The 18,548-nt window shown below is 70.8% G+C and carries 17 protein-coding genes; 6 read left to right on the top strand and 11 right to left on the bottom strand.

The genetic code is table 11. From position 1 onward, the window contains the following. On the top strand, window positions 1-210 hold a 210-nt coding region (locus VE326_01980), incomplete at its 5' end, for a GNAT family N-acetyltransferase (protein ID HYJ31965.1). A gap of 178 nt (window positions 211-388) precedes the next feature. On the opposite strand, the gene VE326_01975 is transcribed toward VE326_01980, so the two are convergent. After that, entirely contained in the window at window positions 389-1,123 is a 735-nt protein-coding gene (locus VE326_01975; protein ID HYJ31964.1) for a hypothetical protein, read from the bottom strand. Window positions 1,124-1,626: 503 nt separating this feature from the next. Here VE326_01975 and VE326_01970 point away from each other — a divergent pair. From VE326_01970 to VE326_01950, 5 genes are read left to right on the top strand one after another with little or no spacing between them, the layout of a single operon-like run. After that, the gene (locus tag VE326_01970; GenBank protein HYJ31963.1) at window positions 1,627-2,133 is read left to right on the top strand and encodes a chemotaxis protein CheW; all 507 of its coding nucleotides are present in this window, start codon (window positions 1,627-1,629) and stop codon (window positions 2,131-2,133) included. Further along, window positions 2,123-3,376 carry a methyl-accepting chemotaxis protein gene (locus VE326_01965; GenBank protein ID HYJ31962.1) on the top strand — a complete coding sequence of 418 codons (1,254 nt, stop codon included), beginning with the start codon at window positions 2,123-2,125 and terminating at the stop codon, window positions 3,374-3,376. Before VE326_01970 ends, VE326_01965 begins: the two co-directional genes overlap by 11 nt. After that, window positions 3,373-5,070: a hypothetical protein gene (locus VE326_01960; GenBank protein ID HYJ31961.1), complete on the top strand. Its 1,698-nt coding sequence runs from the start codon at window positions 3,373-3,375 to the stop codon at window positions 5,068-5,070. The genes VE326_01965 and VE326_01960 overlap by 4 nt, the downstream gene beginning before the upstream one ends. Next, window positions 5,067-6,722 carry an HD domain-containing phosphohydrolase gene (locus tag VE326_01955; GenBank protein HYJ31960.1) on the top strand — a complete coding sequence of 552 codons (1,656 nt, stop codon included), beginning with the start codon at window positions 5,067-5,069 and terminating at the stop codon, window positions 6,720-6,722. Before VE326_01960 ends, VE326_01955 begins: the two co-directional genes overlap by 4 nt. Beyond that, complete coding sequence (locus VE326_01950) at window positions 6,719-8,359, top strand: HD domain-containing phosphohydrolase (protein HYJ31959.1); 1,641 nt, start codon at window positions 6,719-6,721, stop codon at window positions 8,357-8,359. Before VE326_01955 ends, VE326_01950 begins: the two co-directional genes overlap by 4 nt. A 9-nt stretch (window positions 8,360-8,368) precedes the next feature. On the opposite strand, the gene VE326_01945 is transcribed toward VE326_01950, so the two are convergent. From VE326_01945 to VE326_01900, 10 genes are all read right to left on the bottom strand, one after another. Further along, entirely contained in the window at window positions 8,369-9,760 is a 1,392-nt protein-coding gene (locus VE326_01945) for an integrin alpha (protein HYJ31958.1), read from the bottom strand. Further along, window positions 9,757-10,230, bottom strand: coding sequence for a chemotaxis protein CheX (locus tag VE326_01940; protein HYJ31957.1), 474 nt, complete (start codon window positions 10,228-10,230; stop codon window positions 9,757-9,759). Before VE326_01940 ends, VE326_01945 begins: the two co-directional genes overlap by 4 nt. Then, on the bottom strand, window positions 10,227-11,132 hold the full coding sequence (locus tag VE326_01935) for a protein-glutamate O-methyltransferase CheR (protein HYJ31956.1): 906 nt from the start codon (window positions 11,130-11,132) through the stop codon (window positions 10,227-10,229). The genes VE326_01940 and VE326_01935 overlap by 4 nt, the downstream gene beginning before the upstream one ends. A 4-nt stretch (window positions 11,133-11,136) precedes the next feature. Further along, entirely contained in the window at window positions 11,137-12,279 is a 1,143-nt protein-coding gene (locus VE326_01930) for a chemotaxis response regulator protein-glutamate methylesterase (GenBank protein HYJ31955.1), read from the bottom strand. Between the two features lie 37 nt (window positions 12,280-12,316). Further along, on the bottom strand, window positions 12,317-12,700 hold the full coding sequence (locus tag VE326_01925; GenBank protein ID HYJ31954.1) for a response regulator: 384 nt from the start codon (window positions 12,698-12,700) through the stop codon (window positions 12,317-12,319). Between the two features lie 37 nt (window positions 12,701-12,737). Further along, complete coding sequence (locus VE326_01920; protein HYJ31953.1) at window positions 12,738-14,474, bottom strand: methyl-accepting chemotaxis protein; 1,737 nt, start codon at window positions 14,472-14,474, stop codon at window positions 12,738-12,740. Window positions 14,475-14,532: 58 nt separating this feature from the next. Further along, window positions 14,533-14,967 (bottom strand): chemotaxis protein CheW, encoded by a 435-nt coding sequence (locus tag VE326_01915; GenBank protein ID HYJ31952.1) that lies wholly within the window; start codon window positions 14,965-14,967, stop codon window positions 14,533-14,535. 8 nt (window positions 14,968-14,975) lie between these two features. Then, window positions 14,976-17,312 carry a chemotaxis protein CheA gene (locus tag VE326_01910; protein ID HYJ31951.1) on the bottom strand — a complete coding sequence of 779 codons (2,337 nt, stop codon included), beginning with the start codon at window positions 17,310-17,312 and terminating at the stop codon, window positions 14,976-14,978. Between the two features lie 130 nt (window positions 17,313-17,442). Further along, window positions 17,443-18,369, bottom strand: coding sequence for a zf-HC2 domain-containing protein (locus VE326_01905; protein ID HYJ31950.1), 927 nt, complete (start codon window positions 18,367-18,369; stop codon window positions 17,443-17,445). Continuing rightward, window positions 18,366-18,548 (bottom strand): sigma factor-like helix-turn-helix DNA-binding protein (locus VE326_01900; protein HYJ31949.1); only part of this gene is annotated, 183 nt, incomplete at its 5' end. The genes VE326_01905 and VE326_01900, both read right to left, overlap by 4 nt.

Here is an 18,548-nt window from a genome sequence, read left to right as displayed (position 1 = left end):
GTCGCGCCGGAGCACGTGGGGCGCGGGGTGGGGAGCGCGCTCGTGAATGAGGCGCTCGCCCTGCTTCGTGCGCCGGTGCGGTTGTATACGTTTCAAAGCAACGTGCGGGCGCGCGAGTTCTATGAGGCGCGGGGGTTCAGGGCGGTGAGGTTTGGGGATGGGACGGGGAATGAGGTGGGGGTGCCGGATGTGATGTATCGGCGGGATTGAAAGGCGTGCTGCTCGCCCGCTCTCGAAAGCACAGGAGTTAGCCCGCCTTCGGGCGGGCTGACAAGAGTTAGCCCCGCCTGCGGGCGGGGCTAGTATGGGGAGTGCGCGCCCTCCGGAGTGTTTCGGGTCGGGGGACCGAAGGGCGCGCGGGGGATCGTGCCGCTCTCGTCGGGGGCGCTTAGGCGTCGCCTCCGCTCGGGAGCGAAAACTGGAAGTCGGGTGCCAGGAGGCGGATCTCGCGGGCCAGGCCCTGGATCTCGTCCAGGTGCCGGCGCTCGCCGGTGCGCTTCCATTCGCCGTAGGCGTCGAGAAGCCGGTCCTGCATCGCGCGAAGCGACTCGTCGCGCGCATCCTCGTCCACCGTCCGCGACAGCCTCATCACGTGCGCCTTCTTGAACCGCTTGGCGAGACTCCAGTGTTCGCCGCGCATGTGCGAGAGCATCTTGTTGTAGCGCTCCAGGCTCACCGTCAGCTTCTCGAGCACCGCGCTCAGCGTCTGCCCGGGGTTCTCGAGGAGCTCACCGTACGTGTATGAGAAGTGGTACCAGTTCGGGCTCCGGCCGACGTCCGCCTCTTCCCCCGGCAACAACCCCTCGCGCCGGTTCGGGACGTACGGCCCGGTCTGCTCGAAGGACCCTACCGAGATGAGCAGGAGATCCTCCGGCGTTCGATAGATGAGGTAGCGAAGAGAGCCGCGATGCGCGCTCGCCAGCCGCCGCCACGCCGCCACGTCATACCGTGAAAGGAGCCGGCTACGCTCCGGCGGCAACGGCACCTGCGCTTCGAGCTGGTCCCGAAGAGCGGCGAGATACCCGTCGACGTCCTCCTGAGGAAGCGGGTCACCGTTCTGCGGCGTGCCTTCCGCCTTCGTCAGGAGGAGGCAGTTCATCACCACATACGCGGTCGGCCGCACCTTCCTGGGATTCGTCTTACTCGCTAGAACCTTACGGGCTGCCGTCATGGCTCGCCTCCCTCTCGGACCACCCCACCTCTGGTCGCTTCCTGTCTCGCGGCCTCGCCGCGCGACGCCGTCGTGTTATGCACCCTCCGTGCCGAATAGGAGGCCGGAGGGCCACCCGGCCGCAACCCTCTCCCTCGCAATCGGTTCGTGAACCGTAAGGAAAGGCGACACCTCCCCGATGCGCGACGTTTTGACTCCAGATGTGGCCTCTTTCAGCCGAAGGGTCGGGTGTAACCACCCGCCCCGACGAACGGTGGACGGGTTGCGAATTGCGGAAGGAATTGCGACGCGCACGAAGCGAGGCGCACGGAAATTGGCCTCGAGCTGAAGCGTCGCCGGGAACGGGCGCTCCGAAGCGAAGCGCTGCAGCAGCTTGCGGCGCGACGCCCGGACATTGTCGCGGCACGCTCTTTGCCTTTTCGGAGAACGACAGCCTTCCACGATACGGAGGTGAAGTGCGACGTGAATCGGGCACGGCCCTGGGCACGCGCGGTCTCATCGCGTTTCCGGTCGGCGAGATTCTCTTCGGCGTCCCCGTCGAGGACGTGGCCGGCCTGATCGAAGCCGATCACATCGCGCCGCTGCCTCGCCGCGGCGGAGCGGTCTCGGGCGTGACGGCGTTTCGGGGCACCATGGTGCCGGTCGTGGACCTCTGCGAGTGGCTCGGGGTGTCGGGTCCCTCCGGCGATGCGCCGCGCTACGGCGTGGTGCTGTCGCGCGGGACCGAGCGCTTCGCGCTGCTCGTCCCCTCGATGCCCCGTCTGTGGCCCGGGCGTGAGATCAAGGAGTCCGACGAGTCGATTGCCGACGGCGAGCTGGCCTCGGTGATCGGTTCGGTCTATCTCGCCGGCGCGGAGCGGATCCACTGCCTCCGCTGCTGGTCCATCTTTGACGCCGTGATGCCTCCGGTTCCGGCGGGCTCCGATTCCGATCGATCGAGGAGAGGTGACGATGACCGCTGAGGCCAAGGGCCGCCGGGCAGCCGCGCAGGAGACGCCCCCACATTCCAAGCACGAGCCGCACGAGGGGACGTCCAGCGCTCCGACGCCGCAGGTGGTGCCGCCGGCTCCGCCGCCGCGACCCCTCCCGGAGGCCCGACCGGGCTCCGCTCCGCCCTTTTCGGTCGCGGCCTTCGTCGCCGCACTCGTGGCCGGCCTGTTCGGACATTTCCTGCCGGGAGCCATGGGTTTTGGCGCCGCCGTGGTGGCCGCGATCTTCGGCGCCGTCGCGGTGGCGCTTCTCTCCGGAAGCGCGGACGTGCGCCGCGCCGCCTCGGAAGAGCTGGTGCGCGAGCGCGAGCGCGCGTCGCTCGCCGCCGACCAGCTCGAGAAGTCGCGCCGTCACGCCGACCTCGCCACCGTGCAGTTCCGGGAAGGGAAGGACCCGCTGACCGAGGTGCCCGAGCTGCGCGTGGGGCCGCTCCGCGAGCTGCTCGAGGCGGCGCGCGAGAGCGCGACGATCCCCGTGGTGAGTCGCCTCACGATGAGCGAGGAGGAGCTGGTCGCTGCCGATGGCGAGCCGCTCCCGGTTCCGTGGCCTGCCGGAGCGGACGAGCTCCCGCCGGCTCCGCCCGCAAGCGAGCCTCCTGCGGCGCGCCCGGCGTACGAGCCCGAGGCGGCGCCGGCCTCGCGGCGCGCCGAAGCGGCCGACGCGGCCGCGCGCGCGGGAATCCTGAAGGAGCTGAACGCGCTGATCGCCGGGCTGGGCGAGCTGGCCACCGGGCTCGAGGCCCCGGCGTCGGCGCCGGGTGAGGGCGCCGGCCGCACGCCCGCGCAGCTGGTGGACGCGGTCGTGCACACCGCCGCCGACGGCATCGAGGATCTCGCCGCGGGTCTCATGCGCGCGAACGAGCTTGCGAGCGTGGCGGAGCGGGTCACGAACAAGGCGACCCTGCTCGCGCTGAACGCCGCGCTCGAGGCCACGCGCTCGGGCAGCGAGGCGTTCGCGGCCATCGCCGAGGAGACCCGCCGCCTCGCGGAGTTCGCCCGGGAGGCGACCGACACCATCGCGCGCCTCTCCAGCGAGATCGAATACAAGGTGGGCGAGACCATCACCGCGATCCACGCGACCAGCGAGGACGCCAAGTCGGTGGTGGCCACGTTCCAGGCTTCCCCCGGCGCGCCGCCCATCCCGACCGCCGCGGTCGAGGCGCTCCTTCGCCGCGCCCAGGAGCTGAAGCGCCGCCTCTTGGCCGAAGCCGCATGAGGACCTCCGCCTCCGAGCACCTGAGCCACGACCAGGTGATGGCCCGGCTCGCGTCCACCTTCAGCGCCCTCGTCAAGGAGCAGATCGACGCCGTCGAGCGCTACCTCGAACACGACGATCCCGATCTCGATTCGAGCGACATCGCCGGGCTCGTGGAGCTGGCGGTCCGCCTCGTGGAGCGGAGCGCCGAATGGCTGGGCGTGAACGAGATGGCGAGCCTCGCGCTGGAGCTCCGTGAAACGCTGCTCCAGCTGGGTCAGCTTCGCCCGGAGCACCGCGAGGAGATGATCGCGCACTGCCGCGTGGCGCTGGCGGCCGAGGCGCGGCTGGCGGAGAAGCTGAAGACCGAGGGATTCGGCGCGCTGATCCACCACGCCGGCATCGTGGGGGACGCGGTCGAGCAGCTTCGCGCCGGACTCTCCTCGGCCAAGTCGGAGGCCCTCTCGGCCTCGCGCGGCGTGATCGACGAGACGGTGCCCAGCGTGGGGCCGAGCGAGAACCTGCTCGCGCTCACGTTCGAGATCAAGAACGCGCTGGCGCACCAGAACGACCGCATCGCTTCGATGAGCGAGACGGTCGGCGAGACGCTCCGCTCGGCGCAGACCGTGATGTCCGAGTGGGAAGCGATCGTGAAGAAAGTGGAGCGGCGGCGCATGCAGGCTGGCGCCAAGGCGGGAGAAGACCCGCTCGATGGGAAGGCGCTCGTCGTGCATCAGGAGCTTCAGGACACGGCGTCGGGTCTTCGGACCCTCTCCCAGGAGCTGGGGCAGCTCTTGAGCCTCCAGTACGCGCTGGAGCGGCGCGCCCGCGATCTGGACGAGAATCTCCTGTGGGAGTTCCTCGATCCCCTGGACCGCTTCGTGGACGACCTCTACTCCGCCGTCACGCGGCGCGACGGTGAGACCCGCCGCACGATGCTCACGCTGCAGACCGGCGGCGTCGGCTTCGAGCCGGAGATCGGGTCGCTGCTCCTGCCGCTCCTGATCCGCCTGCTCGAGAGCGCCAAGCCGTGCGAAGAGGGGTGCGAGGAGGAGGAGATCCGGCTCACCGCAGCGCGCGAAGGGCTGGAGGCGCGAATCGCCCTCGAGGGAACCTGCTGCTTCGACGAGAACGCCGAGCGCGCGCTCATGGACGCGCTCGCGGGACTCGGCGGCTTCGCGACGATCGAGCGGCTCATGCCCGCCGGCACGTCGATCCACCTCCAGTTCCCGATGGCGCGCTCGCTGCGCTCCTTCCTGATCGTCGAGGCCGCAGGACAGCGGATCGCGCTCCCCTGGAGCGCGGTCGAGCGGATCCACGCTTCGCCCGAGGACATGGGATGGGACGGACCGGCGAAAGGCCCCGTCCACGCGCTCGCCTCGCTCTTCCGCTCCGAGGCGGAATCGGCGGAGGCCGACGCCGCTCCGGCCACGGCCGTGCCGGGGCGCCCCGTCGCGGTGATCCGCTCGGGAGGCGACTCGGCGGTGATCGGCTTCGACCGGATCGTCTGGCGCGAGAACGCGCGCCTGACGCCGCTCCCGCCGCGGCTCTACCCGGTGGAGGAGGTGCTCGGCGGGATCGTCGCGCCCGACAACAGCGTCACCCTCGTGCTCAACCCGGCCGGGGTCATCCGGAGGCTTGCCGCCGCGGGGTTCCCGGCCGACGGCTCGGAGCGCGTCGAGGACGCCGCGCGGGACGGCGAGGCGTCGGCGTGAAAGCGCTCCACATCGAACGGCTGGGGTCGCGCGAGGAGTTCCGGTTCGCGCTGCAGGGGGAAGTGGACGACGCCGGGGCCCGGTCGCTCGACCGGCTGCTCTTCGAATGCCAGGCCCGGGGCGCCGCGTCGGTGGAGCTGGACTTCGGCGGCGTGAGCCGCCTCTGCACGCTCGCGACGTCGGTACTGGTCCGCCAGGGCAGGGTCTACCGGGAGACGGAGCGCTGTATCACGGTTCGCGGGCTGCGCGGCGAGGCGCGCGCGGCCGTGGACGAATCGGGCGCCGTGCTGTTCGAGGCCAATGGCAGCGATGCGCCCGCCCTTCCGGCCGCCGGCGCGGATCCGGCGCCGTCGGCGCCTCGGGTCCCGTCATCGCCGGGTCTCGCGCCGGGCGCGGGGGACCTGCCGGTCCTCCAGACGAAGCTCCGCCGCAAGATCATCGAGTTCCGGAACCTCTTCGAGATCACGCGCGCGCTGAACCTCGCGCTCGATCTGGACGAGGTGCTGAACCTGCTCGGGCTGAGCGTCATGGGGCAGTTCGGCGTGGAGCGGCTCGCGATCTTCCTGAGCGACGCCGACCGCGGCGGGATCCTCCGTCCGCGCCAGGTGCGCGGCTTCGCGCAGGGGCATTTCCAGGATCTCCGGGTTCCGCCCGAGGCCGTGGAGCGAGGAGCGGGCGACGAGACCTTCTTCCTCATCGAGCCGCGCTCCGGCGAGGCCTCGCCGCTCGCCGAGCTGAAGCGCTCCGGGCTGGAGTGGGGGCTTGCGCTTCGGGTCCGCTCCGAGCTGATCGGGGTGCTCCTGATCGGTGGGCGGAGCGGGCGGAGCGGGTTCCAGGAAGACGAGCGCGACCTTCTCACCACCCTCGCGCACCAGGGCGCCGTGGCGATCGCCAACGCGCGCTTCCACCGGATCCAGGAGGAGCGGAACCTGGGATTGGTCCGCGGGATGATGGCGTTGCTCGAGAGCCGCGATCCGTTCGCGCGGGGCGGCACGGAGCGGGTCGTGCGGTACGTCACCGCCATGGCCCGCGTCCTCCATTATCCGCGGGAGCAGGTGAAGTCGCTCATCTACGGCGCCGTGCTGCGCGACATCGGCATGATCACCGTGAGCGGGCTGATCCTCAAGAATCCGGCGCACCTCTCCGAGGAGGAGTGGGCGCTCATCAAGCAGCACCCCGTGCGCGGCGCCCAGATCCTCGAAGAGATGACGTTCCCCAAGGAAGTGCTCGACGTGGTCCGGAACCACCACGAGCGATGGGGCGGCGAGGGGTACCCGGCGGGAATCCGGGGCCAGGAGATCCCGCTCGGGGCGCGCATCGTCTCCCTGGTCGACGCCTACGTGGCGATGACCATGGAGCGCCCCTACCGCCGCGCCCTTCCCTACGACAAGGCGCGGCAGGTGATCGCGGAGAACTGGGGCGTCCCGTTCGATCCGGAGCTAGTTCTCGTCTTCCTGAGCGTGCTGGACAAGGTGGAGTCCCGCTCGCGGCTGAGCCGCGCGGGAGGGACGCCGCCTCCGAGCGGAACCGAAGAAGAAGCCGCATCCCCGCCGGTGAAGGCGGAGCTGGATCCGCTCGCTTCGGGAGCGGTCATTCCCACGACCCATGGCGCCATCGACGACGACCCCGTTTCCAGGGAGACCCCCTCGTGAGCATCGACAGCCTCCGTCCCGTGGCCGATCCGGCCTCGCAGAAGGCCAAGCGGACCATCCTGGTCGTCGACGACGACCGGCGCGTGATCGATCTGCTCCAGATCTCGCTCACGCAGAATGGCTACAAGGTGAACACCGCCTTGACCGGCGAAGAGGGGCTGGAGTCGGTGCGGAAGGAGACGCCCGACCTGATCATCCTGGACCTCCGTCTTCCCAAGAAGACCGGCTTCGAGGTCTGCGCCGCGCTGAAGAGCAGCAAGGACACGGCGCACATCCCGATCGTCATGGTCTCGGCGAGCGCGGAGGTGGACGCGCGCCTCCAGGGCCTGATGCACGGGGCCGACGACTACCTGACCAAGCCCTTCTCGCCGAAGGAGCTCCTGATCAAGGTGCGGCGCATCTTCGAGCGGATCGAGAAGACCGAGCTCCTCTCCACGAAGAACAAGGAGCTCGAGACCGAGGTGGCGCGCAACCGCGAGGACCTCCTCGTCCGCAACAAGGAGCTTCGCTTCCAGGTCTACAGCCTCGAGACGCTGATGGAGCTGACGCACCAGCTCAACTCCTCCCTCGATCTCGACCACACCCTGAACACGCTGATCCTGAGCGTGGTGGGGCAGCTGCGGGTCAACTCGGCCTGCCTCTTCCTCACCGACGACCGCGAGGATCCCACCCGGCTCGACGCCTGCACGTTCAAGGGGCTGAAGGAGGAGCATGCGCGCGGCATCTCCTTCGAGTACCGCGGCCCCTTCGTCCGCGCGCTCGTCCCGCTGGACGGCGACGATAGCCAGCCGCACCGCCTGGCCGACCTCGAGCACGACACCGACCTCGACGGCGAGGTGGGGGCGCTGTTCGCCGCCGGGCTCACGCTGGTCTGTCCGGTCGTCATGAAGCAGCGGCTGACCGCGATCCTCGCGGTGGGCGAGAAGGTGAGCGGGCAGGAGTTCCAGGCCCACGACCTCGAGATGCTCCGCGTCCTCTCGGAATCGGCCGGCATGGCGATCGAGAACGCGCGGCTGTTCAAGGATCTTCAGGAAGCCTACCTCTCCACGGTGCGGCTCCTCGTCTCCCGGATCGAAGAAAAGGACCCCTACACGCACGGGCACACGGAGCGCGTGGCGGCCTACGCCGTGGGCATCGCCAAGGAGATGGGGTTCGTGCCGGAAGAGGTGCAGCGCATCCAGTTCGGCGCGTTCCTGCACGACATCGGGAAGGTCCACACCGAGGACCACGTGCTCCACAAGCCGGGCGCCCTGACCGAAGAGGAATGGCGCATCGTCAAGATGCACCCCCTGCGCGGAGCCGAGATGGTGAAGGGGGTCCGGTTCCTCGAGCGCGTGACCGACATGATCCGCCATCACCACGAGCGGGTGGACGGGCGCGGCTATCCGGACGGTTTGAAGGGGGACGAGATTTCCACGGCGGCGAAGATCGTGAACGTGGCCGACGCGTTCGACGCCATGACCACCGACCGTCCCTACCGCGCGGGCCTCACGATGGAGCAGGCGATCGGCCAGATGACCGAGAAGGCCGGCACCCAGTTCGCGGCGGAGATCGTCGAGGTCTTCGTGAAGGGATTGGAGTCGGGGAACATCCGGCTGATCCAGAACAGCTCGCCGTACGTCGCTCCGCAGCGCTGAGCGGGAGCGTCAGCGCGCCGCGATCGGTCTCGACTTGCCGCCCACGTTCCGGGTGAGATAGCCGCGGCCCGCGTCGCCGTCCGAGTAGGGAGCGCCCACGACCAGGTCCGCGTAGCCGTCCCCATCCACGTCGCCCGCCCCTCCGACCGCGAAGCCCAGGTTGTCCAGCGTCGCCTCGCCCGTCTGCGTGAAGTCGGGAACGGCATCGGCGCCGGGTCCGCCGAAGAAGACGTAGGCGCGGCCCGCGGCCGAGCCGCCGGCGTCGTTGCCATAGGCGCCGACCGCCAGGTCGGCGAAGCCGTCTCCGTTGGCATCGCCCGCGGCGGCGACGGCGTAGCCGAACGCGTCGCCCGCCGCTTCTCCGGTCAGGACGAGTCCTGCCGTCTCGGAAGGCGCCTTGGCGCCGTAATAGAGGTAGACGCGTCCGGCATCCTTGCCGCCCGCGCCGTTGTGGTAGGCGCCCACCGCCACATCCGCGAACCCGTCCTTGTTCGCGTCCCCCGCGCCTGCCACCGAAAACCCGAACGAATCGCCCGCCGAAGCGCCCGTGAGCGTGAGGTCCGGACGCTCGTGCGGATGCGCGCCGCCGAAGAAGACGTAGGCGCGCCCGGCGTCGTTGCCTCCGGCATCGTTCTGATAGGCGCCGACCACCACGTCGGCGAAACCGTCCCCGTTCACGTCGCCCGCGCCCGCGACCGAGATCCCGAACCGGTCCCCCGCGGCCTCGCCGGAGAGCACCGCGTCGGGAACGCCGTCGGGGTGCGCGCCGCCGAAGAAGACATAGGCGCGTCCCGCGCCGGCGCCGCGCGCGCTGTTCTCGTAGGCGCCCACGACGACGTCGGCGTAGCCGTCGCGGTTCACGTCGCCCGCCGACGCGACGGCGTAGCCGAACGCGTCGCCGGCCGCCTCACCGCTCAGGACGATGTCGGGGCGCTCGTGCGGCTTGGGCCCCCCGAAATACACGTAGGCGCGGCCGGCGTTCGCGCCGCGCGCGTCGTTCTGATAGGCGCCGACGATCACGTCGGCGTACCCGTCCTTGTTGACGTCGCCGGCGGAAGCCACGCAGACCCCGAAGGCGTCGCCGGCCGCCTCGCCGGTCAGCACCACGTCGGGGCGGTTCTGCGGGCGCAGCCCGCCGAAGTAGATGTAGGCGCGACCCACGGCCTGGCCCACGCGGCCGCTCTGGTAGGCGCCGACGATGACGTCGGCGTAGCCGTCGCCGTTCACGTCGCCGGCGGAGGCGACGGAGCAGCCGAAGGATTCGCCGGGCACGCCGCCGGAGAGGATGGTCACGCCGCGGGTGGGGGTGGCTTCGGCGTTGTTCGCAAGGGCGGGAAGAAGGCTCCACGCGATCGCTAGGGCGAGCGCCACCGAGGTTCCGCGGCTGCGGCCGCGGGTCATCGCACCCTCCGGTACACCAGAAGCCTGCAGGGCACGGGGCCGATCGGGACTTCGGCGGTCGCTTTCTCGGTGCTCTCGCCCAGCCCCACCTGGCCCTGCACGAAGATCGGAAGTCCCAGCTTCAGGGAGCCGTCGCGGACCACCATCCGCGACTTCACCTTGCCGGCCGCGATGTTCAGGATCTCGCTCATGCCGTCCACGACTTCCGCGTCGGTGATCGGGTCTTTCTGCCGCATGCCCAGCAGCGCGCGCACGAGGGCGCGGCACCCCTCCATGGAGGTGGAGATGCCCAGGTGCATGCTGCAGCGCTCGCCCAGGATCGCGACGTAGGCGGCCGGCTCCGACCCGGCCGACGCGCCGTTCGGCACGACCGGCGTCCCGTCGAATCGCAGCGAGCGCGCCGCATAGTCCCGAATCACCTCGGTCAGCGCTTCGAGCCAGTCCTTGAGCTCGATCGTCGCGGTGCTCATGTCGCGTTCCCCTCTCCCGCGGCCCGCCGTCCCGACGGCCGTGTCGCTTCGTCGCCCACGCGGTAGTAGACCGTCTTGCCGGAGCGGACCGGCTCGAACGTCCGGTCGAGCACCAGGCTGGTCTCGCCTCCTCCTACGAAGAGATACCCGTCCCTGCGGAGGCACCGCCTCACGTTCTGCAAGATCGTCCCGCGCACGTCCGAACTGAAGTAGATGAGCACATTGCGCAGAAGGAGAATGTCCATGGCCGGCAGGCCGGGCCAGGGGGCGGCCAGGTTGATGTGGCTGAAATCGACCATCCGCCGGATCGGCTCGGCGATCCTCCACTCGTTGCCGGCACGCTCGAAGTACTTGACCAGGAGGGGTGCTGGAAGCCCGCGGTTCACCTCGATCTGGCGGAAGCGTCCGGACCGCGCCCGCTCGAGCATCGACTCCGAGACGTCGCTCGCCAGGATCCGGATCGTCCAGTCGGCGGTTTCGGGGAAGTGCTCGCGAAGGAGCATCGCCATGCTGTAGGCCTCCTGCCCGCTCGCCACGGCCGCGCTCCAGACGTGGAGGCTCTTCGAGCCCGCCCGCTTCCGGAGCAGCTCGGGGATCACGGTCTCCCGCAATACCTCGAAGGGGTAGTAGTCGCGAAAGAACGAGGTCTCGCCGTTCAGCATCGCCTCGACCACGCGGCGGTGAAGGCCACCGGTCTCCGGCTCGGTCTGGAGCCCCTCGAGGAGCCCTCCGACCGACACGAAGCCCTCTTCCTGGGCCAGGGCGTAGAGGCGGGCCTCGACGAGGTATTCCTTGCCGCGCTCCAGGACCGTGCCGGTGCGACTCTTCAAGAGCTGCTGCAGGTAGGCGTAAGTGGAGGCGGAGACCCGGGGTTCCGCGGCGGGGAGTCGCGCGGGGCTCATCGGGTCAGGCCACCGTCGCGCGGCGGCGGCCCGACGCCACGCGCCGGGCGATCTCGGCGGCGATGTCGCGCACGGGGAGAACCCGATCGGCGAGCCCGGCCTTGGCCACCGCTCCCGGCATGCCCCAGACCACGCTGGACGCTTCGTCCTGCACGAGGACCGCTCCCCCGCGCTGCTTGATCCGCTCGACGCCCCGCAATCCGTCCTGCCCCATCCCGGTGAGGACCACGGCGAGCGCGCCCGCGCCGTAGACGTCCGCCACCGACCGGAAGAGCGGATCCGCGGCGGGACGACAGGAGTTCTCCGGGGCCTCGCCCGTCAGGCGAAGCACCGCGGCCGAGCCCTCGCGCGCGACGGTCATGTGCCAGTTGCCGGGCGCGATCCAGACCGTGCCCGGTTCGAGCACGGCGCCATCCTCTCCCTCGGCGCAGCGAAGCGGCGTTCCGCCGTCCAGCCGCTCGGCCAGGGAGCGGGTGAACAGGGGAGGCATGTGCTGGACGATCACGATGGGGGCGGCCAGATCGCGCGGCAGCCGCTCGAGCAGGGTCGCCAGGGCGCGCGGACCTCCCGTCGAGGCGCCGACCGCGATGATCTCGGCGCGCCCCGGTCCCGCGTTACGGCCCGGCGCGCGCCCGGAGAGCGCCTCCCGCGTGCGAAGAGCCGGAGGCGGACCCGCGGGGACGACCGGCTCGGCCGCCGCCGTCGGCGCGGGCACCGGCGTCGTCGTGGCCGCCGACGCGTCGTCGGAGCAGAGCGCCTTGATCTTCGGAATCAGCTCGCTCTGCACGCAGCGGCTCGCCGCCACCAGGTCGCTCGCGCTCACCTTGGTGGCGTAGTCGTCGGCGCCGAGCCAGAGCGCGTCCAGGGTCGCCTTGGCCCCATGCCGCGTGTAGGTGCTGAAGAGCACCACCCGCGCGCGGGAGCCGATCCGCTTCAGCTCGCGCAGGGTCTCCAGCCCGTCCATCTCGGGCATCTCGTAGTCCAGCACGATCAGGTCGGGCGCGAGCGAGGGGATCTTCGCCAGCGCCTCGCGGCCGTTGGCGGCCATGCCCACGACCAAGAGCTCAGGGTCGACGGCCAGCGCGTCCGCCACCAGTCGGCGCACGATCGCCACGTCGTCCACGATCATCACTCGGATTCGGCGCATGAGCGTTCCGTTTCGGTCGAGGTTCGCTTCGGCCCGGTCAACCCGCGCGGCCGGCGGGATCCATCCCGAGCAGGACCAGCTTCTCGACCAAGGACTCCCGGTCGAACGGCTTCATGAGGTACTCGTTGGCGCCCGCCTCCAGCGCCACCGCCACCTGCGACATCTCGCTCTCGGTCGTGACCATCATGACGCGCACGTTCTTGTAGCGCGGCTCGGAGCGGATCAGGCTGAGCACCTCGCACCCGTCCATCTCCGGCATGTTCCAGTCGAGGAGCACCAGGTCCACGGGGCCGCGCTGGTGCAGCGCGGCGAGCGCTTCCTGACCGCTGCCGGCCTCCTCCACCACGAAGCCCAGCTCGCGGAGCTGCTTTCCGACGATGGCCCGCATGGAGCGCGAGTCATCCACCACCAGAGCCTTCATAGCCAACCTCCTCGTCCGGATGCCGTGTCGCTTCCGCTCAGCCCGCCCGCCGCACGTCGGATCGCGCCGCGCCGTTCTCCGGCCCGGCCGCCGGCCGCGTTCGTCCCTTCGCCGCCGCCATGGCCAGCACCGTGGCGGGCGCCGCCGCCGCCACCTGCGCCGCCGCGTCCTCCGCGGCCGGCTCTTCCGAGTAGCGGAAGCGCTGCGTCAGGGCGCGCAGCTCGGACGCGAGCCGCGCCAGCTCCTCCGCCGCCTTCTGGGTGTTCTCGGAGCTGCCCGCCGTGTCGCGCGCGATCTCGGCCACCTTGACGATGCCGGCGCTGATCTCGCCGCTCCCGCGCGCCGCCTCGGTCAAGTTGCGCCCGATCTCCCCCGAGGTGGCCAGCTGCTCCTCGATCGCGGTCGCGATCGAGTTCGAGATGTCCTTGATCTGCTGGATCGTGTCGCTGATCTTGCCGATCGCGCCGATCGCCTCCGACGTGTCCGCCTGGATCGCCTCGATCTTGTGGCTGATGTCCTTGGTGGCCGACGCGGTCTCGTTGGCCAGCTCCTTGACCTCGTTGGCGACGACGGCGAAGCCGCGCCCCGCCTCGCCCGCGCGGGCGGCCTCGATCGTGGCGTTCAGCGCGAGCAGGTTCGTCTGCTGCGCGATCGTGTTGATCACCTGCACGACCTTGCCGATCTCGGCGCTCGATTCGCCCAGCTTGTTCACCGCGGTGTTCGTCAGGTCCGCTTCGCCCGCGGCGACCGTGGCGACGCGCGCGGCCTCGCTCGTGTTCTTGGAGATCTCCTGGATGCTCGCGATCATCTGCTCCACCGAAACGGAGACGCTCTCGACGTTGCGGCTGATCTGCTCCGACCCCGAGGAGACCATGCTCGCCTGCTGGGACGTCTCCTCGGCGCTGGAGATCATCTGCGTGGACACCGAGGAGAGCTCCTCGGAGGCCGTGGCGAGGGTCACCGCGCGGTCGCCGATGTGCGAGAGGATCGAGCGGAGCGATTCCACCATGCGGTTCGTGGCGGTCGCGAGCTGCCCCAGCTCGTCGTTGGAGGCGTACCCGACCCGCGACGTGAGGTCGCCGTCGGCGGTGCGCTCGGCCACCTGGCGCGCCTGCTCGATCGCGCTCACCAGTCGGCGCGACACGAAGAGCCCGATGCCCACCGTGACCAGGGCGAGCAGCCCTCCCACGAGCGGCACGAGAGCGGTGCGCTGCTGGGCGAGCTCGAGCGCCTCCTTCTCCTCGCGCTCGGTCGCCTGGCGCGCGAGCTGCACCACCTCGAGCACCGCTTTCCGGTGCTGCTCGTAGAGCGGCTTGAGCTGCGTGTCGGCGATCTGGCGGGCACCTTCGGTGTCGCCTCGGCGCACGGCGGGTACGAACTCGTCGTCCTTGATCCGGAGGAACTCCGCGCCCGGCTCGTAGGCGTCCTTGAGAAGCGCGTCCCGGAGCTTGCCCGGGGGGAGGGTCTTCTCCCAGTGCTGGTGGCGCGCTTCGAAGTTGGCCCGCAGCTCCTGTCCCTGCTGGATCAGGTCGTCCAGGCGCCGGCGATCGGTCTCCCCCAGCATCTGGTGCACCGCGAGGTAGGACTCGACCAGGTACTCCTGCGGCGGGACGACGTCCGCCACGAGATCCTTGCCCTGCGTGATCCGGTGGTAGCGCTTCCCGTTGATCTTGAGCTCGCTCACCGTGACGTAGGCGACCACCCCGAACACGAGGAAGCCGACGAGAGCCAAGAGCGCGCTCCCGACCAGCTGGCGCCGAACCGTGAGGACCATCGTCGTTCGCTCCTTCCCTGACGTCCGGCCCATGAGCCGGATCCCTTCGCTCCGAGCCCTAGGCGTACGCCGCCCGGAGCACGCGACCCAGATCCAGCTCCAGGAGGAGCCGGTCTTCCAGCGGAAACACACCGCGCAGGAGCTCGCGCGCGCTGGCCCGCACCGTCTCGGGCGTCCGCGCGAACGTCTCCTCCGACACCGTCATCACGTCGCCCACGTCGTCCACGAGCAGGCTGACCGCGGCCTCCGGACCTCGAACGACGATCGTCGCGGGCTCGAGGCTCTCGGGAGCCGGCGCCAGCTCGAGGCAGCGCCGCAGATCCACCGCGGGCACGATCCGCCCGCGCAGGTTGATGATCCCGCGCACCGGCGCCGACGCGAGCGGGAGGCGCGTCACCTCCTGGCCGCGCAGCACCTCCTGAACCGACGCGATGTCGAGCCCCAGGAAGAGCTCGGCCACGCGAAACGTGCAGAGCACCCGCTCGCCTTCCATGGCGCGCCCTAGGCGCCCGCCGCCACGGCGGACTGGCCGCTCGAAGCGAGGAGGGCCTCGAGGTCCAGGAGATCGGTCGCGCGCCCGCGAATCACGGCGGAGCCGCGCACGCCGGCGCGCGGCGAGTCTTCGGGCATGATCGGCTCTTCCAGGATCTCGACGATCTCCTCGACAGCGAGTCCGATGGCGCGACCGTCCCGCTCCACGACGACGACGCGGATCGTCTCCGACGAAACGCCGTCGGCCGCGGGCGCGAGGCCGCCTTCGAGCCCGGCGTCGGCGCCGACCCCGAGCAGCCCCGCGAGTGGGACCAGGGGGAGGAGCCCGCCGCGGTACTGCACGACGCGCCGCTCGCCCAGCCGCTCGACCGTGCCGCGGGGGAACTCCTCGAGGCGCGCGATGTCCGATTGCGGAATGGCCACCGGGTAGCCGCCCGCCCGGCAGAGGATGAGCGTCTGGGTCGGCACGACCGGAGCGGCCGCCTCCTCGGCGACCTCCTCGATCGCGGCGTGCCCCCGCACGGTGATGCCGCAGTGCCGGGCCAGGCCGGGCACGTCGAGGATCAGTGCGACCTTGCCGTCCCCCAGGATCGTCGCGCCGGCGAAGACCGGGATCTGGCGCAGCGGATCGCCCAGCGACTTCACGACGATCTCCTGCGAGGTCTCGACGGCGTCCACGACCAGGCCGAACGTGACCCCGTCGGCCTGGAGCACCGCGATCGGCCGGGCGCCGGTCGGAGCGGGGAAGGCGTCGTCCGCCGGAACGTGGAGCGCGTCGCGAAGGTCCACCAAGGAGAGGAGGCCGCCCCGGTAGCGGAGCAGCGACGCGTCCACCGCGGTGGTGATCGAGATCGACGCGAGGTCCCCCTCCACGCGGATCAGCTCCAGGAGATTCACCTGGGGGATCGCGTAGCGCTCGCCCGCGGCGGACACGATCAGCGCGGGAACGATCGCCAGGGTGAGCGGGATCCGGATCCGGACCGTGGCGCCGCGCCCCGGCTGCGAATCCACTTCGATCGCGCCGCCGATCCGCTCCACGTTGGTCTTCACGACGTCCATCCCGACGCCCCGGCCCGACACGTTCGTGACCTTCTCCGCCGTCGAGAACCCGGGCTGGAAGATGAGCTGGGCCCAATCGCGGTCGGTCATGCGGGGGATCCGCTCGGCGGGAACCAGCCCCGCGCGCGTCGCCTTCTCCCGGATGCGCGCGATCGGCAGGCCGTCGCCGTCGTCCGTCACCTCCAGGTGCACCTTGCCGCCCTCGTGATAGGCCTTCACGACGATGCGCCCCTCGGCGGCCTTGCCGCGGGCCCGCCGGATCTCGCTCGTCTCGATCCCGTGATCGATGGCGTTCCGGATCAGGTGGGTCAGCGGGTCGCGAATGGCGTCGATGATCGTGCGGTCCAGCTCGGTGTCGATCCCTTCCAACTCCAGGCGCACTTCCTTGCCGCACGCGATCGAGAGATCGCGCACGAGCCGCGGGAGTTTGTTGCAGAGGTTCGCGATCGGCTGCATGCGGGTCTTCATGATCCCTTCCTGCAGCTCGGTCGTGATCAGGTTGAGGCGCTGCGTCGTGCCGGGAAGGTCCGCGAGATCCGACGAGGCGACTTTCTGGAGGAGCTGGTTCCGGGCGAGGACCAGCTCGCCCACCAGGTTCATCAGGAGGTCGAGCAGCTCCACGTCCACTCGGATCGTGCTCTCGCCGTGCGCCAGGGCCGGCGCCTCGCCGCGCGCGAGCAGCGCGTCCAGGACGTCCTGCGGCTTCAGGGCGCCGTTGTCCACGAGGATCTCGCCGATCCGGCGCGGGTCACCCATGCGCTGCTGCTGCGCCGCGAGCGCCACGGCGTCGGGGTCGAGGCGGCCCTCGGCGATGAGCGGATCGAGAAGTCCCCCGCGCGGCGGAGCGCCTGGCTCCGCCTCCGCGGGCGACGGGGACGATGGAGACGCCGGAGCGGGCGCGGCGGAGGGCGCCCGCTCCAGGAGCACCAGCTCGTCGATGAGCGGCGCGAACTGCTGATCGCCCTCCGACCGCGTGGTCTCGATCGCCGAGAGGATCGCGTGGAGCGCGTCCACCAGGCGGAGCAGCGTGTCGGCGAGGCCGGGGGTGAACGCGATCTCGCCGCAGCGGAGCCGGCTCAGCAGATTCTCTCCGGCGTGCGCCAGCGCCTCGAGCTTCTTGAAGCCGAAGAAGCCGCAGGTGCCCTTGATCGTGTGCACGGCGCGGAAGATGCCGCCGATGCGCTTCCGATCCTCGGGGTCCCGCTCGAGCGCGACCAGATCGTGTTCGACCTGGGCGAGATTCTCGAAGCTCTCGGCCAGGAACTCCGCGAGGATTCCCTCGTCCATCGTTCCCATGATCCTCCCGTCGGGCGGGCCGGCCAGGCTCCGCCACGTATCGATGCATCGGCCGGGGATGGGGCAACCTTGAGGAGAACTGCGGAGTTAGACGGCTTTGGGGCGGCCCTGGGGCCGGCGCCTAGCGCTTGAGCTCGGCGAGCCAGGTCCAGGCCCGGTCGCGCTCGGCGCCCGCGGGAGCGCAGAGGAGATAGGCGCGCACCGCGCGCATGGCCGCATCGCGCCGCTCCGGCGTGGCGGTCCGGCTCCAGGCCGCGTAGCGGGCGGCCGCGATCTCATGCCTCCCGGCCGCGAGCTCGTCGGCGTTCTGCTCCAGCTCGGGAAGGGCCTCTTCCCATGCGGCGGCGGCGGCGTCGTGCGCCTCGGCCGTTCCCGCGCGCTCCGCCTCGGAGCTCTTGGCCGCGGCCCGCTCGAGAGGGTCGGACCCTTCGGCCGGCCCGTGCGGAGCGGCTTCGGGGGAGGGGGGCGAATCCCGGGGCGGCCGGGCCTGGGCGGCGGCGAGGGGAGGCCGCCGGTCGGCCGGCGCGAACGAGATCTGGGGAATCCGAGGCCGGATCGCGATCACCGCCGCGGCCGACAGGACGATCAGGAGCGCGCCCACGGGCAGGAGAATCCGCGCGACGCCGGCCTTGCGCGGTGCGCTTCCCGTCACGCGGTCGGCGGCCTTCGGAACCGCAGCCGCCGGCTTGGGCGCGGCCTTGGGCGGCGGCGCTTCCCTCGGCGTCGGCGCTTCTTTCGGCGGCGGCACGGCACGCACAGCCTGGGCCTTCTTCAAGGGCTCCGCTCTCGCCGCCTCCGCCCTCTTCTCGGGCTCCGCTCTCTTCACCGGCTCCGGTCCGAGCACCCTCTCGGCGAACCGCGCGAAGAAGGGGTCCCCAGGCTCGTTGACCAGCAGGCGCGCGAGGGCGCTCTCCTGCTCCTCGATGTGTCCGAAGCGCTCGGTGCACTCGAGGCAGGAGGAGAGGTGGAGCCGCACCAGCTCGACCGACGCTTCGGGAAGCTCCGCGTCGATGTAGGCCGAGATCTGATTCAGCGTGAGGTGGATCACGAGAGATCGCCGATCCCCTCGCGCGTGCGCGTGAGGAGGAGGGCGCGCGCCGAGGAGAGCCGCGAGAGGGTGACGCCGGCGGAGTGGTCGAGGAGCGTCGCGATGTCCGCGTAGGAGAGCCGCTCTCCGACTTTGAGCGCGAGCGCCATTTGCTCGTCGGGGCGAAGCTCGCCCAGCGC

The sequence above is a fragment of the Candidatus Binatia bacterium genome, from assembly GCA_035631035.1.
Lineage (GTDB): Bacteria > Eisenbacteria > RBG-16-71-46 > SZUA-252 > SZUA-252 > DASQJL01.
The sequence above is the reverse complement of the archived record's forward strand: the minus strand, read 5'-3'. Positions and strand labels throughout refer to the sequence as shown.